The organism is Acinetobacter sp. AS23, from assembly GCF_023612055.1.
In the GTDB taxonomy this organism is placed as follows: Bacteria; Pseudomonadota; Gammaproteobacteria; order Pseudomonadales; family Moraxellaceae; genus Acinetobacter; species Acinetobacter oleivorans.
In genome coordinates, this window is the sequence record NZ_CP082274.1 from 1114326 (window position 1) to 1130449 (window position 16124).

The 16124-nt window shown below is 39.4% G+C and carries 13 protein-coding genes and 1 tRNA gene; 10 read left to right on the plus strand and 4 right to left on the minus strand.

What is annotated here, in order from left to right; all coding sequences use genetic code 11:
* Positions 1–99 precede the first annotated feature (99 nt).
* The 4 genes from K6I41_RS05195 (at position 100) to rpmE (ending at position 4214) form a co-directional block, all read left to right on the plus strand.
* Positions 100–2286, plus strand: coding sequence for an AmpG family muropeptide MFS transporter (locus tag K6I41_RS05195; protein WP_250375327.1), 2187 nt, complete (start codon positions 100–102; stop codon positions 2284–2286).
* A gap of 2 nt (positions 2287–2288) precedes the next feature.
* Positions 2289–2690 carry a lactoylglutathione lyase gene (gene gloA, locus K6I41_RS05200; protein ID WP_005307276.1) on the plus strand — a complete coding sequence of 134 codons (402 nt, stop codon included), beginning with the start codon at positions 2289–2291 and terminating at the stop codon, positions 2688–2690.
* 132 nt (positions 2691–2822) lie between these two features.
* Complete coding sequence (locus K6I41_RS05205) at positions 2823–3794, plus strand: bile acid:sodium symporter family protein (RefSeq protein WP_250375328.1); 972 nt, start codon at positions 2823–2825, stop codon at positions 3792–3794.
* Positions 3795–3989: 195 nt separating this feature from the next.
* On the plus strand, positions 3990–4214 hold the full coding sequence (rpmE, locus tag K6I41_RS05210) for a 50S ribosomal protein L31 (protein WP_004652835.1): 225 nt from the start codon (positions 3990–3992) through the stop codon (positions 4212–4214).
* Positions 4215–4277: 63 nt separating this feature from the next.
* On the opposite strand, the gene K6I41_RS05215 is transcribed toward rpmE, so the two are convergent.
* Genes K6I41_RS05215 through epmB form a run of 3 tightly spaced genes read right to left on the minus strand, consistent with a single transcriptional unit; the run spans position 4278 to position 9163 of the window.
* Complete coding sequence (locus K6I41_RS05215; RefSeq protein WP_250375329.1) at positions 4278–6389, minus strand: EAL domain-containing protein; 2112 nt, start codon at positions 6387–6389, stop codon at positions 4278–4280.
* The gene (locus K6I41_RS05220) at positions 6386–8131 is read right to left on the minus strand and encodes a cyclic-di-GMP receptor FimW-related protein (protein ID WP_151766909.1); all 1746 of its coding nucleotides are present in this window, start codon (positions 8129–8131) and stop codon (positions 6386–6388) included. The genes K6I41_RS05215 and K6I41_RS05220 overlap by 4 nt, the downstream gene beginning before the upstream one ends.
* A 15-nt stretch (positions 8132–8146) precedes the next feature.
* Positions 8147–9163, minus strand: coding sequence for an EF-P beta-lysylation protein EpmB (epmB, locus tag K6I41_RS05225; protein ID WP_005307267.1), 1017 nt, complete (start codon positions 9161–9163; stop codon positions 8147–8149).
* Positions 9164–9236: 73 nt separating this feature from the next.
* Here epmB and efp point away from each other — a divergent pair, with 73 nt between their 5' ends.
* The 4 genes from efp (at position 9237) to K6I41_RS05245 (ending at position 12616) form a co-directional block, all read left to right on the plus strand.
* Positions 9237–9806, plus strand: coding sequence for an elongation factor P (gene efp, locus K6I41_RS05230; protein WP_004790907.1), 570 nt, complete (start codon positions 9237–9239; stop codon positions 9804–9806).
* Between the two features lie 164 nt (positions 9807–9970).
* Positions 9971–12067, plus strand: coding sequence for a carbon starvation CstA family protein (locus K6I41_RS05235; RefSeq protein ID WP_250375330.1), 2097 nt, complete (start codon positions 9971–9973; stop codon positions 12065–12067).
* Complete coding sequence (locus tag K6I41_RS05240) at positions 12067–12372, plus strand: YbdD/YjiX family protein (protein WP_004790909.1); 306 nt, start codon at positions 12067–12069, stop codon at positions 12370–12372. The genes K6I41_RS05235 and K6I41_RS05240 overlap by 1 nt, the downstream gene beginning before the upstream one ends.
* A gap of 167 nt (positions 12373–12539) precedes the next feature.
* Positions 12540–12616: transfer RNA gene (locus K6I41_RS05245), tRNA-Val, on the plus strand.
* 132 nt (positions 12617–12748) lie between these two features.
* On the opposite strand, the gene K6I41_RS05250 is transcribed toward K6I41_RS05245, so the two are convergent.
* The gene (locus K6I41_RS05250; RefSeq protein WP_250375331.1) at positions 12749–13816 is read right to left on the minus strand and encodes an AraC family transcriptional regulator; all 1068 of its coding nucleotides are present in this window, start codon (positions 13814–13816) and stop codon (positions 12749–12751) included.
* A 266-nt stretch (positions 13817–14082) separates the two neighbouring features.
* Here K6I41_RS05250 and K6I41_RS05255 point away from each other — a divergent pair, with 266 nt between their 5' ends.
* Both K6I41_RS05255 and K6I41_RS05260 read left to right on the plus strand, forming a co-directional pair.
* Positions 14083–14865, plus strand: a complete 783-nt coding sequence (locus K6I41_RS05255; protein WP_250375332.1) for an enoyl-CoA hydratase/isomerase family protein — start codon at positions 14083–14085, stop codon at positions 14863–14865.
* Positions 14866–14876: 11 nt separating this feature from the next.
* Positions 14877–16115 carry a thiolase family protein gene (locus tag K6I41_RS05260; protein ID WP_250375333.1) on the plus strand — a complete coding sequence of 413 codons (1239 nt, stop codon included), beginning with the start codon at positions 14877–14879 and terminating at the stop codon, positions 16113–16115.
* Positions 16116–16124 lie beyond the last annotated feature (9 nt).

Consider the following 16124-nt stretch of genomic DNA (forward strand, 5'->3'; position numbering starts at 1 on the left):
CAAGCAAACTTGCGGTTTTTATCGCCAAAACAAAAATGTTTGCATAAAGAATCTTGAAAGCAATTGTAAGAAGGGTTTGAATAGGCACATTTATAATTTATGGAAAATAAAAAACGAATGACCACACAAGCTTCGGGTTGGGTCTCGGCTTTTAAAGCATTTTTAGATCGCCGTGCATTAATTATGCTGTTTCTGGGTTTTTCTGCCGGAATTCCAATTTTATTAATTTTCTCTAGTCTCTCTTTATGGCTTGGAGAGGCGGGCATTGATAAAAGTGCAGTCACTTTTTTTAGTTGGGCGGCTTTAGGTTACTCTTTTAAGTTCGTTTGGGCTCCTCTTATTGATGAGTTACCTGTACCAGTCTTAACTAAAATGTTAGGACGAAGACGAGCTTGGTTGTTAATTGCACAGTGTTTGATCGTTCTTGCTATTTGTATTATGGCTTTCTCTGACCCGGCTTTGGGTCAGAGTTATCTGGTTCAAATGGCAGTGGGTGCAGTATTGCTTGGTTTTTCAGCAGCAACACAAGATATTGTAATTGATGCCTATCGTATTGAATTAGCAGAAACAGAAATGCAAACAGTGTTGGCCTCTACCTACAATGCTGGTTATCGAATCGGCATGATTGTGGCTGGAGCAGGGGCATTATTTCTAGCTGCACATTTAGGGACTGCAAAAGGTAATTACATTTACGAAGCTTGGAAAATGACTTACTTAACCATGGCAGCGGTTATGTTAGTCGGTATTGTAACGACTTTGCTCGTTCGTGAACCTCAGGTAAATCGCGTCTATAAAAACTATAAGAGTAGTGATTATTACCGCTTAGTTTTTGTATTTTTTATTGCTGTTATTTCATTTGTAGTCACCTATATTTATTCTGGGCAGATTACAGATGCAATCTCACAAGCTGGAAATATAAAAGACAACGCAGCATTATTTGGTTTAGAAGCTTTAAGATTTTTAACGGCTACCGCTTGTGCCATTTTTGTGGGTTATTTACTGGTTAAATTTGGTGTAGTTAATCAGCAAATGGCGAAAGAAACATGGATTGCACCCATTTTAGATTTCTTTAAACGTTATGGTGTCAAACTTGCATTAGTTTTATTACTTCTCATTGGTTTTTTCCGTATTTCAGACATCATTGCTGGTGTCATTTCCAATGTGTTTTATCAGGATCTGAACTTTAGCAAAGAAGAAATTGCCGAAGCAGTCAAAATCTATGGTGTGTTATTCAGTTTAGTCGGTGGATTCTTAGGGGGACTTTTAGCACAGCGCATAAACATTATGAAGCTGATGTTTGTGGGTGCGGTGTTAGCAAGTTCTACAAATTTAATTTTTATTGGGCTCGTAAAATCTGGTCAGCCATTAGATATGGTTGATGTAAAAGTTGGTGGTCAAAGCTATCAAGTTAAACCAGATGAAGTAGGCTTATGGAAATTAGAAGTTCCAAGTTCTGCTTTTAGCGGAACAAAACAAATTGAAGTGAAAGCTGCTTATGCTGCACAAAATACTGTGCCGCCTGTAGTGCGTACTCAGCCGTTACTAACCACCGAATTGGCAAAATCACCTCTACAAATTTTACCAGTTATGGGAAATGATCAGGTTTCATTAAAAGATGGAGAGGGAAGTGTTGTTGTTCGAGGCCAATACTTTGGGCAAGCTTTAACTCCTGCACAAAAAATCATAATTAGTCTTGATGGACAAAATTTTGATGCAAAAATGACTGACCAAAAAGGTGTTTTTAGTACGACCATCGATGCTAAAAAATTAGTAGCATCAACCAGTAAAGAGCTTAAGGTCGCTGTAGTAGAGGGCGAACAGAAAATACTTTCTGCATCTCATCCATATGCAGTGAGTGCGAATCTAAAAGCGACAAGTGAATTAGATGTGAATATTGAGCCGCTCCCTTACATCGATCCTCTTTCTGGCCAAACAGTTGAAGTCAGCGGTAAGGTAATTAAACCATATAGTTCTTTATGGCTCTATTTTGCCATTATTGTCGACAACTTAGCTTCTGGCTTGGCTGGTGCAGCATTTATTGCATTCCTTTCAAGTTTAACGAGTGTGTCATTTACAGCTGTTCAATATGCGATCTTTAGTTCACTCATGACGCTCACACCAAAACTTTTGGGTGGATATTCAGGTACCATAGTGAGTAATATTGGCTATCCAAAGTTCTTTTTGATGACCACTCTTATTGGTATTCCAATCTTGATTTTAGTGGTTTGGGTTGGAAAGCTTTTAAAAGATCATCAAACTCATGAATCAGAAAAGGCAGGTGAATAAACATGCGAATGCTTCATACAATGTTGCGAGTAGGCAATTTAGAACAATCTTTAAAGTTCTATACCGAAGTATTAGGAATGAAGTTACTTCGTAAGCGTGATTATGAAGAAGGGCGCTTTACACTGGCATTTGTTGGTTATGGTGATGAAGAAACCAATACTGTGCTTGAGCTTACCCATAACTGGGATACATCAAGTTATGAGTTAGGTAATGCCTATGGTCATATTGCGATTGGTGTTGACGATGCCTATAAAGCGTGTGAAGAAATTAAAGCACGTGGCGGCAAAGTTGTGCGTGAAGCGGGCCCAATGAAAGGCGGTGTTACCGTTATCGCATTTGTTGAAGATCCAGATGGTTATAAAATCGAGTTGATTCAACAAGATGCTAATGCGACAAATAACTAAAAATTGACTATGACGCTTTAAGATTTAGGTCTTAAAAGTCTAGCTTTATTTTTTTAGCCCAGTATGATGAACGCTTGACCAGATGGTCAATTTATCAACTGGGTTTTTTATTATCTAAAATAATCATAGGATGTGGCTATGTTGAAGTTATTGGCACTTGATCGATTTACAATTTTGTTAGTTGGAATGGTACTGCTAGCAACATTTTTTCCAGTCAGTGGTCAAGCAGCGCAATATTTCAATACACTGACTACTGTCGCGATTGCAATTTTATTCTTTTTGCATGGTGCAAAGCTGTCTCGTGAGGCTGTAATTGAAGGCGTTTTGCATTGGAAAATGCATTTACTTGTCTTCGCATTTACTTTTTTTATTTTCCCCCTGCTGGGTCTGTTAGCTAAACCGATTCTGTTACCTCTACTCGGCCAGCAGCTGTACTGGGGTTTTCTGTTTATGTGCTTTTTACCCTCTACAGTTCAATCTTCTATTGCATTTACATCAGTTGCAAAAGGGAATGTGGCTGGAGCGGTTTGTAGCGCATCTTTTTCCAATTTGATTGGTATGTTTATTACACCAGTGTTGGTGAGCTTTTTTATTTTAGGCCAAAGCCAACATGGGTTCGATCCGACTGCTTCAATTATACAAATTACATTGTTGCTGTTAGTGCCATTTATTTTAGGGCAAATATTACGTCCTTATATTTTTCCTTATATGGCAAAAGTTCCAAGTATTGTTAAAGCATTCGATCAAGGCTCGATTTTGATGGTGGTGTATGGCGCGTTCAGTGGGGCAGTGGTTGCAGGTCTTTGGCATCAGGTAAACTGGAAAACCTTGCTTATTTTAGTGGTTGCTTGTTCAGTTCTTTTAACGGTCATTATGTTATTAGCACTGTATCTACCTCGTGCTTTTGGATTTAACCGAGCAGATCAAGTCACGGTTTTCTTTTGTAGTTCAAAAAAGACGTTGGCAAGTGGTGTGCCGATGGCGCAAATCTTATTTATTGGTCAGCCTTTAGGCATGATTGTGTTGCCTATTATGATCTTTCACCAAATCCAATTAATGGTTTGTGGGGTAATTGCAAATTACTGGGCTAAATCTAAAGATTAATTCGCAAATAAAAAATATTTGGCGTATAATCTTGTCCACTTGTTGTGCTTAGCTCTAACCCTAGAGGTTTCGGTGGGCCAAAAGAATGGTCTGTTGTGGTGTTGATCTGCTCATTTTGAGCTTTCCTCGATTTATATTGAGAGTGATCAATTGCGATGACAGCTTAAGCCTTTCTACAATTAGGAGTAATCGACGATGCGCGCCGATATTCACCCAAAATATGAAAAATTAGTTGCAACTTGTTCTTGCGGTAACGTAATCGAAACTCGTTCTGCTTTAGGTAAAGAAACTATCTACCTTGACGTATGTTCAGCTTGCCACCCTTTCTACACTGGTAAGCAAAAGAATGTAGACACTGGTGGTCGTATCGACAAATTCAAACAACGTTTCTCTGGTATGTCTCGCTCTATCAAGCGTTAATACTGAAAAACGAAACAAAAAACGGGCTTTATGCCCGTTTTTTGTTTATGAACGACAAGACCATTATTGGTCTTGTACGTCTGTTAATCGATCAAGTCCTTTCTGGAAATAACGACCTTGTAAGAAACGTGCTTCCACATTCCAAGCGTTAGCAAATAAGTTCATATCATTAAGATCGGCAAGTAAAATCCCAACAGGTTTTACAGTCAAATAATTTAGAATCTTTTCTTGTAATTGCGCTAAACCAGCATCTGAGTTTAATAGCTCTGTCTTCTTCGATTGCAATTTTAAATATTGAACATCAAGTTGTTGCAATATCGATTCACTATACATAGAAGATGTGAAATCCCGAATTGAAATTTCTGCTCCGTGTTGGCGTAGGCGGGCTATAAGTTGCTGTGCAATTGCAAGATGTGGCTGAATCGCTTGCTCTGAAAATTGTAAAATCAACGGGCTTTCTTGCTTACTACCAATAATGGTGAGTAATTTCGAAATGAGTTCAGGGGCTGATTTATCTTTGAGTAAGATATCAATATTCAAGTTAATAATCAGCTTGGCTTTCGGGTACTGCGTAATGAAATTATGTAGCTGCTTGCAAGCCTCGACCAAAATCCAACGGTCTAATTGAATCGAAAGTTCACTATCATCTCGCAAAGCGGCTAAATCATTTAAATCATGCCACTGTTCATCTGCAATAAAACCACTCGTCACTTCGTAGTTATGGGTTTCTTGATCATGCTTATCATAAATCTGCTGATATTTTAAATGAATTTCACCCCGTGCTAGCTGTTGCTTTAACTGCTGCAATAACGGTGAGGGCATTGGAGCATCAACATCATGAAGGCTTAAATCAAGTGACAGAGACGAGCTGATAGGTTCAGAAGGGATAAGATCGATTGTTGGCGTTATCTCAATTTCTGGCTTGGCTTTAGGTAAGGCTTGCTGATTTGTGTGATCAAGAAGCTTTGCAAAGCTAGCTTCATTTAATGGTTCTGTAATTTGCGCATAACTCAGTTTGAATTGTACTGAGTAATTAAGTTCATTAACTGTTAATAAATGCTCTTTTTGCAAACTTTGCAGACTAGCCAATTGGGAGTTAAGGACTGTACTGTTTTCGGCTTGCAAAACGCCAAGATAGGCTCCAAGTTCAAGATTGAAAATCGGCATTTGAGCCTGTTCTTTCAGAAAACTTTGCAGCTGATTAAAATATTGCCCTGGTGTTTGCCAGTCTAGTTGAAACACTCGTTCTGGGCACTGATTTAGTCTGAATAAAACCAATGCATTTGCTTGAGCAGGGTGTGTTGATAGTTGTCGATTAATTTGTTGCCAAGGCGCAGTGGACCCGTAACTTTTTTCAGAAAATGCTGTATTTGCAGGTGTTTGTAAATCCAGTTGATAGTCAATGGTTAACTGTACGGCGTCTTCTTCTTGACTCGGAATAAATTCAAGTTTTAAAGCATTATTACCTGAAATTGCTGCATGTTGACTCTGGATTTCAAAACGGGCCTGATCAAATTGACCTAATGAAATCTTCTTAAATCTTTGTTTAAAAATATTTAAATCATTGGGTTGTAAAACATCTAAGATGGGCAGGCCGATAATCTCTTCTTCTTGCTTAAAGCCAAAAAGGTTGAGGTATTCTGTATTTGCCTTAACGTGCATGCCTTCTTGAAAGAGGGCAACTGCTTTATGACTGTTATTAACCAATGTTTGTGTATGAGAATGAATAGTTTCCAATTCATTGGTCAGGCGTTGTTCAGTTTGCAATAAGTGGCTATACGACAAGGTCCGAATAAGCGTGATATAAAAATAATCTAATGGCTCTAATGGAACTACGTCATAAATACCTTTATGAATATAGGCTTGATATTGCTGAGGTTGATAATCTTCAGGTTGCAATAATAAAACAGGTAAATGTGGCTGCTCAGATGCTTGAATAAGGGAGAGTGTTTGTTCAATTTTTAGGTCATAAGCACGACCAAAAATAATAGCATCCCAAGGCGTATTTAACTGTTTTTCGAAACTTTTTAGATCATCAAGTAATAAAGCATGAACTTGATAATTATTCCCCAATAATAAATTTAAAATCTGGTTATAACGTAGCTGGTTGTCATCAATAATGAGTAAACGTGTTTCAGTACGTTTTAACTTTTTAGATAATAAAGAGTTTCTCACTTTAGTGCTTCCCATAAATCTTGACTGCTAGAGTTGCTATTCTTTTTCATCATGAACTGATCAAGCAGATTTTGTTGCTGCTCATTCAGAAGTTCGAAATGAAATTGAATAAAACTTTGAGTAATGAGTTGTGCTTTGAGTAGATACACTTTGATTTCTTCTGTCCCCAATCGTAAATGAATTGTTTGTTGCTCTCTAAAAATTTGTGACCCCGGTAAAATCAACGTATTTTGTATTTCTTCTAGATTTTGTGTTTGTAGTAATAGTGCAGGATGATAATTGCGTGTATGACGCTCAGCTTGAATATGCACTGCACAAGGGAACATCGCCTGTGACAAAATCTCTAGACCTAACTCTAGGGATTTTTCTGTCGACTGTTTAATCCAGCGGATTACGCCACCGCGCCATTGTCCATGCAAAGTTTCTTTAACTAAAATATATTCACCGGTTCTTAGATTTTTCGGTGCTTCCCCAGACCATTTAATACGATATCCATTGACACTAATATCGAGAACAGTGGTTTGATAAATGGTTTTGCTTTCACGACTTAAGCGTTGATAGGATGTGGTTTGTTGTTCTTTTTTCTCTAAATTTGATAAAACTTTAGACTCACTTTGTAAGTTGTAATTATTGTTAAGCTGTAGCGTTTCTTCAAAGTTTTTTGCTTTGGCAAGATAGAAATGAGCTGTACTTAAACCGAAACAAATTTGTAGTTCTGCATTGTATTCATAACGTTCGTGACGACGTTGAGCAGTTGTACCCAAAATCGTTTGAACATGAAACTTTAAAGCCGGGCTTAAATAAAACTTTTCATTTTTAGAAATATATTGCGCATTTTTATGCATGGTTGCAGTGACATGCTCAAGTAAAGCTTGTGTGCCTATGAAAATGCTTGGACTAAAATTAGAGCTGCGTTTGGTGTTATAGACTGGTGGATGGTCTTTACTAGGGTCAACCACATATTTCGTTAAGGCTGTATCTTTCGGCAAAATTTGAATCATTCTTGCCCAGTCAAAACTACATTGAAATAAGGCTTGAATTTCTGATTGGCGAATCTGGTTCGTATTTAAAATATCGAGCAAAATTAGCTGAGCATAAGCTTGGGTAATATTTGCTAGAGGGTGGTGGATACCCTGAATATGATTAATATTGATGAGATGATATTTATGTTGAACAGCGGTTTCGTAGAGCTGATGTGCAACCAGCCACTGTCCTTTAAGAGGCTCACTATAGAGCATATGCTGCTGATATAAGAGACTCGTTAATTGTTGCAGTGCATGAAAAGTTGATAAGGTACGTGCCGTTTGCAAATTCTTTTTTTGCTTATAGGCAAATAGAGAAAACTTTTGATGCTGTAATTGCCCATGGCTATTTTGTGCAATATTTAAATAAATACTGGCGAAATAGCAACGCATCAACATCGCTAACTCAATAATATGTTCGTTACGGTCTGTACTAATCACACCTTGGTTAAAAAAGTTTTTTTCTAGACTCGCAAGAACGTTATTAATGGTGGGATGAAGCGTTTGTATAAGATCAAAACGTAAGGTTTCACTACATTTTAATTCATTGAGCTCTAAAATGGCGGTGAATAATGCTTTTGACGTATCGCCGAGTTGCATAATAGAAAGGGTAGTGACCCATTCATTAAGATCTTTAATATTGGCTTCACAAAAGCTTAACCGCTCACGAGTGAGTTCGGTTTGATTGTGAAAAATGTCCGATAGTGCATTATTCATCATCACTTATTATATAACTCAAAATGTTGTTGCCCCAAAAAGCGGTGTTTTATTCTTTTCGCCCGCAATTTCCCTGACGAGTTTAGGAACCAAATACCCCGGTAGGTTCGCTAACACATCACGATATATATCATCTATCTCAGATGGTATTAAATCAAAATGTTGTGCACCTTTTACTTTATCTAAAACATGTAAGTAATAAGGCATAACGCGAGCTTCAAATAAACGATAACTTAAATCAATTAATGTCTGTGCAGAATCATTAACGCCTTTAAGCAATACTGCCTGATTAAGTACAGTAATGTGCTCGGCAGATAACTGCAACAATTTTGAACAGGTAAAGTCATCGAGTTCAGAAGCGTGGTTTGAGTGTACCACCAGAACTATACGCAGCCTACTGTTTTTTAATAAAGAAATCAGCTCTTCGTCGATCCGGTTTGGAATCACAATTGGAACTCGTGAATGAATTCTCAGAATCTTAATTTGTTTGAGAGATGATAAACGTTCTAGCCAAAGTGCGAATTTACGGTTAGAAAGCGTAAGGGGGTCTCCACCACTTAAAATGATTTCATTAATGTGCGGATTCGCTTCAATGTAATTTTTAATATTTAACCAATCATCATTTTTCGGTAAATTTTCTTGATAGGGGAAATGACGACGGAAACAATAACGGCAATGTACGGCACAAGCACCCGTCAAAGTCAGTAAAAAACGTGATTTATATTTATGTAATACACCAGGTAATTGATTTGCTGCTTCTTCACCCAAAGGGTCTGTTACAAATTCAGGATGTTCTTCAAGTTCTAAATGATGAGGTAAAACCTGTAGCAAAAGCGGGTCAAAAGGGTTTTTAGCGTTCATTTTTCCGACGAACGCGCGAGGAACACGCAATTTAAACTGTTCAGAAGCCAGAATCGCACCTGATAATAGCTGATCAGAGGATAACTCGAGTAGGCTTAGCAACTCCGACGGATCAGTAATAAGGTCACTCAGTTGTGATTGCCAGTTTTGCTCTTGGTATAAATAGTTTATCATTTGACACGATTAAGATAATGCAACAACGCATTATATCGCATAGTTGACTTGTTAAGTTTGGAGTGTGCCTTTCATGGCCTATTATTCTACAAATGATTTTAAAGCAGGCCTTAAGGTTATGCTTGATGGTAACCCATGTTCAATCATGGAAAACGAATATGTAAAACCAGGTAAAGGTCAAGCGTTCAACCGTGTAAAATTACGTAACCTTAAAACTGGTAAAGTATTAGAAAAAACTTTCAAATCAGGTGACTCTTTAGAAGCTGCTGATATTGTTGAAGTTGAAATGGAATACCTATACAACGATGGTGAAATGTGGAATTTCATGGATCCTGTATCTTTTGAGCAAATCGCTGCAGACAAAACTGCAATGGGCGATGCTGCAAAATGGTTAAAAGACGATTCAAATGAAAAATGTACAATTATGTTGTTCAACGGCGTACCTTTAACTGTAAACCCGCCGAACTTCGTTGTATTAAAAATTGTTGAAACTGATCCAGGCGTACGCGGTGATACATCTGGCGGCGGCGGTAAACCAGCTAAGCTTGAAACAGGTGCGGTTGTTCGTGTTCCGTTATTTGTTCAGCAAGAAGAAAGCGTTCGTGTAGATACTCGTACTGGCGATTATTTAGAGCGTGCATAATAGTTAAAAAATACACTATTATCGAAGGGATGATGTAAATCATCCCTTTTTTTATGCGAAAGTATAAGAGGAAAAAAATTAAAGGAGGAGTACAGTCACAAGGATTTGATAGAACAGTACATAACAATATAAAAATGCTGTAGTTATTTATTGAGAGGTTAAGAATGGACACAATGCAAGCGAAATCTACGCTTCCCTCCAAGCTGGTCTGGAGCCTAGTGGCAATTATAGGTGCAATTTCTTTTGGGATGCTGGCACTCAGTCGTGGTGAACATGTTAATGCGGTTTGGCTTGTACTGGCTGCAGCATGTGTATATAGCATCGCATATCGATTTTATAGTCTATTTATTGCAACTAAAGTATTTGAATTAAACCCAAGACGTTTAACCCCAGCCCACCGTTTAGCCGATGGGCTGGATTATGTTCCCACCAATAAATATGTACTTTTTGGTCACCACTTCGCTGCGATTGCAGGAGCGGGGCCATTAGTCGGGCCAATTTTGGCTGCACAAATGGGTTTTTTACCAGGGACAATCTGGCTACTGGTCGGTGTGGTTGTCGCAGGTGCAGTCCAAGACTTTTTAGTTTTATTTATTTCAACGCGTCGAGACGGTCGTTCGCTTGGTGAAATGGCAAAACAGGAACTGGGTTCTTTTGCTGGTATCGTTGTAATGCTTGGTGCGCTTGGGGTAATGATTATTATCCTTGCAGTATTGGCTTTAGTTGTGGTTAAAGCACTTGCCCATAGTCCATGGGGTGTTTTTACGATTGCAGCGACGATTCCAATTGCATTATTTATGGGCGTTTACATGCGTTTTATTCGCCCGGGACGTATTGCTGAAGTTTCGATTATTGGCTTCGTCTTAATGATGCTTGCAATTGTTTACGGTGGACATGTTGCAGCCGATCCTTACTGGGGTGAATTTTTCACCTTAACAGGAACACAGCTGACATGGTGCTTAATCATTTATGGTTTTGTCGCATCAGTCTTACCTGTCTGGTTATTATTAGCACCGCGTGATTATCTATCAACATTCCTTAAAATTGGTGTCATTCTTGGTTTAGCAGTCGGCATTATCATTGCATTACCTGAACTGAAAATGCCAGCAGTGACTCATTTTATTGACGGTACTGGCCCTGTTTTCTCGGGTAGCTTATTCCCATTCCTATTTATTACCATTGCCTGTGGTGCGATTTCTGGTTTCCATGCGCTTGTATCAAGTGGTACAACACCAAAACTCGTCGATAACGAAGCAGATATTCGTGTGATTGGTTATGGCGGTATGCTCATGGAATCATTCGTCGGTATCATGGCGATGATTTGTGCAACTGTCTTAGACCCAGGCGTGTACTTTGCAATTAATGCTCCTGCGGCTGTACTGGGTACAACTGTAGAAACTGCGGCAGAAGCTGTGCGTAATTTAGGCTTTGTCGTTACTCCTGAAATGTTAACGGTGTTGGCACAGGAAGTCGGAGAATCTTCGATTTTATCTCGTACGGGTGGTGCGCCTACCTTCGCGATTGGTATGGCACATATCATTTCGGAAATTTTCAATAGCCGTTCAATGATGGCGTTCTGGTACCACTTTGCGATTTTATTTGAAGCGTTATTCATTTTAACTGCTGTAGATGCGGGTACACGTGCTTGTCGTTTCATGGTGCAAGACACGGTTGGTATTGTTATTCCTGCGGTTAAAGCATCAGGTTCATTCTTTGGTAACTTGGTCGGTACGGCTGTTGCAGTCGGTGGATGGGGCTTCTTCGTCTATCAAGGTGTGATTGATCCACTCGGTGGTGTGAACTCCTTATGGCCTTTATTTGGTGTTGGTAACCAAATGTTGGCTTCAATGGCCCTCATTTTGGGTACAGTCATTTTGTTTAAAATGAAAAAAGAAAAATATGTTTGGGTGACGATCATCCCAACAATTTTCTTATTCATCACCTGTATGACTGCGGGCTGGCAAAAGATTTTCCATGAAAATCCTAAGATTGGTTTTTTAGCGCAAGCACATAAGGTCTCTGATGCGATTGCTCGTGGTGAAATTATTAAACCAGCTAAAAGTATTGCTGAAATGCAAAACATTGTAATGTCGAATCAGATTAATGCTGTGCTTTGTGGTTTCTTTATGATCGTTGCGATTGTGATGGTAATTGCTTCAATTGGTATTATACGCCGTGCTTTAGCAAGCCCTAAACCAACAGTAAATGAAGCACCTGCTGTATATGCCGATCCGGAAGTGGTCACCCCACGAGGAGAGTAATGATGAATTTTAAATTTGCAAAAAATGGAACTGTCATTATTGCGAAAATCATCAAAATGACGGTGCTCTCGCAAAAAGAGCTGTTACTTTCTCCAAAGAACTGGTCGCGTATTGCAACCTTGTGGCAGCGTTTGCAGCAAAGCTTTCGACTGATGGTTGGGGTTCCAGACTATCAGACTTATGTGGAGCACATGAAAGCCCATCATCCTGATTTAACACCAATGGATGCAAAGACTTTCTATCGTCATTGTGTCGATGCGCGTTATCCATCGGCAGGCGGTACTTTAAAGAAATGCCCATGTTAAGTTGAGCTTGATATTCAGCTAAACAAAACGGTATGTGGTTAAACCATGTACCGTTTTTCTTTTTTTGGAAATGAAAAAAGGTTGCTTAAAGTCTGCTCATTTGTATTTTTTTCAATTGAAAATCACTTGTTTTGCTTCTGAAAAATGAATATGATGCTTTCCATTCTAGGTGTATAGCTCAGTTGGTTAGAGCGCTACGTTGACATCGTAGAGGTCTCCAGTTCGAGTCTGGATATACCTACCAAGATTTAAAGTCATATAAACTCGAATAGCTTTACATGACTTAAAAAGCCCTGAACTATAATGGTTTAGGGCTTTTTTTTTATTACTGAATATAAATTTATATAGCCCTTGCATGATTTTAGGGGCCATAAATTCATATGGCTTCAGTCACTTTCTTTCTATAGGAACTTGGAGAGGAACCAGTCCAACGTTTGAATGCACGAGTGAAATTACTTAGATCAGTAAAACCGAGTAAAAATGTAATTTCTGTGACGGATAGAGTGGGTTGCCTTAGATAAGAACAAGCAAGTTCCTGGCGGATGTCATTCAACAGATCATGAAAAGTTGTATCTCGTTGAGTAAGACGGGATTGCAAGGTTGCAGGACTCAGATGTAATGCATTAGCCACTAAGTTTTTGGAGCATTCACCTGAAGGGAGTAGTTCGATAATCTTTGCTCTCACGCCTGCTACTACATCTTGATGATCTAGTTTTGCTAAATAGCTAGCGGCAAGATTGTCATTAAATTGTGCTAGCTCTGGACAAGAGCCCGGTAAAGGTTCATTCATATCAGCTAGAGGTAAAACTAAACACGCATCTACCTGATCAAACATTACTGGAGAACCAAAGAAATTCAGATAGGGTCCATCACCCTGATCTGGTTTTTTGTGTACCAAATCAAGCCTTAATGGTTTGAAATCAGATCGATATAGTAGTCGGATTGTACGTATTAAAAATGCGAACCAGACATCTTGTGATTCGGCACAAACTGGTGCGAGTAAACGTGTAACTAAAAGCAATTCATTATTATTCTGCTTGATTTCTATGCTAGCAGCTTGTGATACAAGTCTGAAATATCTTTGTAAACGTAAACAGAAATCCATCAATGTTGAGCTGGCCAATAGACCATAGCCAAGAGCATGTAAATTAGAAGCATGGATGAATTTAGCTACAGTTAGACCAATGTAAGGGTCGCCAGTCACCTCTACACTAGCTTTAAATAGTCGGGTCACATTATTAAGTGTTAATCGTTGCAATGGATCATTCGCGATTTGCTGATTCACACCTGCAATTTGAAAGACACGATTGCTATCAACGCCCATATATTCTAATGCTTTAGCTAATGCTAAACCGTAACCAGCAATTGATGTTACTGGCTCGATGGAGTCTGAACTATTTCGAGTAAGTTCAGTTGGTATAGCAGACTGGGTATCCATATCCATAATAGGTGCTATTGTTATTGTCTTTTTCATTCTATACGTCGATTTAATTGCTAAGCAACATTTAATGAGTCAAACCGCATCAACGACCTCGTCTATAGCTATATAAATAAATCATCTTTCATTATTAAACAGACCAGCGATTTCATCAAACAGACAAGCATCACTTCAATTGGTTATCTACTATCGTTTAAAAGAGCCCAATCTTGGTTAGGTTTTATACCTGTCGTCAATAATGACGAGCTTTTCAAGCTTTGTAAGGAGACAGCATGAGCGATGAACTTTTGGTTGAGATCACAGGTACTGTGGCTACATTGACCCTCAATCGTCCAAAGGCAATGAATGCCCTTAATCTTGCCGTACTCGGTAAGCTCGAACAAATATTGCCTGAACTAGCAACTAATCAAGATGTACGAGTAGTCGTGCTCACAGGTACTGGTCCAGCATTTTGTGCTGGTGCTGACCTCAAAGAGGTATTGGGAGGACAACAACTTTCTCCTGGTGAGCAGGACTTTCTTGGTCGTGCAGCTGTTGTATTCAATTTGCTACGTGAATTTCCAAAGCCGGTTATTGCTGCACTCAATGGTGTAACGATGGCTGGCGGATTAGAGATAGCTATGTGTGCAGATATAGTTTTGGCAGCAGAGAGTGCCAAGATTGGTGATGCACATTCTAACTTTGGTGTTTATCCAGGCGCAGGCGGTGCAGCAATACTTCCACGTTTAGTCCCACTCAATGTTGCCATGTATTTACTTTACACAGGTAAAACACTTTCTGCTGCTCAGATGTATCAATACGGCTTTGTTAATGAAGTACATCCTGATGATCAATTAACCGATGCAGTTAATAAATTAGCGCAGCAGTTGTCAACCAAAAGCCCGATCGTACTGCAACGAATGAAACAGGTAGCAAGACATACAGCTGATAAAACTCGTGAGGATGCCTTGTTACATGAGCAAGTAATGCTAAGAGAGCACTTACGTTCTTACGATATTCAAGAAGGGTTACGTGCTTTTAGTGAGAAGCGTGCACCAGTATTCAAAGGCTATTAAGGATAAAAGCGATGAGCAATATTTATGTAGTTGGTGTTGGTATGACCCAATTTGGTCGCCTGCTCGATAAAAGTATTTATGACTTAGTGGATGAAGCTGTGGGGTTGGCGATTAAGGATGCAGGTTGTACTACAGGCGATATAGGAACTGCTTTTTATGCAGGTGCTACCAATGGAGCATTACAGGGACAAACATGTATCCCTGGACCAATTGCAATGCGCCGTAAAGGGATTACAGGTATTCCTGTATATAGCGTTGAGAATGCATGTGCATCTGGTTCTTCAGCATTTAATTTAGCTGTTCAGGCGCTTAAAGCTGGTAGCTGCAATGTAGCTTTAGCAGTTGGTGCAGAGAAGATGAACGTAGCGGATAAATCTAAGATGTTCGCAATTTTCGACGGCGGTTGGGATGTAAGTACTGTTGAGCAAAATAAAGAGATTCTATTCGCACTCGGTGAGGGGATTACGCCGCCGCCAGGTTCAATTTCCGAGCGTCCCTACAGTGTCTTTATGGATGTTTACGCAGCCTTTTGCCGAAATCACATGAAGAGATATGGCACAACTCAGCGTCAGATTGCAGCAGTTGCAGCTAAGAATCACCAAAATTCTGTATATAACCCATTATCTCAATATCGTGATCCTTTCACTATTGAGCAAGTATTAGCTTCGCCACCAATTACCTATCCACTGACTATGATGATGTGTTCCCCGATCAGTGATGGCGCCGCTGCTGTAGTGCTGTGTAATGAAGACGGCCTTAAGTCTTTAAAACACGCTGCTAATCGTGCAGTGAAAGTATTAGCTAGCGTCGTGCAGGTAGGTGTTGAACGGACAATAGATGAGCCTGAAAAAATAATTTCTCATTTAGCTGCGAAGAAAGCTTACGAATTAGCTGGGGTATCTCCTTCAGATGTGGATGTAGCGGAAGTACACGATGCTACAGCAATGGGGGAAATCCTAAATGCTGAATCATTGATGTTGGTACCGTTCGGTGAAGGTGGCCCTGCGGCAGAGCGCGGTGATTTCACGGTAGGTGGGCGTATTCCAATCAATCCATCGGGTGGCTTGGAATCTAAGGGACATCCTATTGGAGCAACTGGCTTAGGACAAATTCATGAGTTAGTTACCCAGTTACGTGGTGAAGCAGGACATCGACAAGTGGATCAAGCTCGCATAGCTATTCATGAAAATGGTGGTGGCTTATACGGTATTGAAGAGGCAGTTGTGGCTGTCAATATCTTGGCGAAATAATAAGGAGAA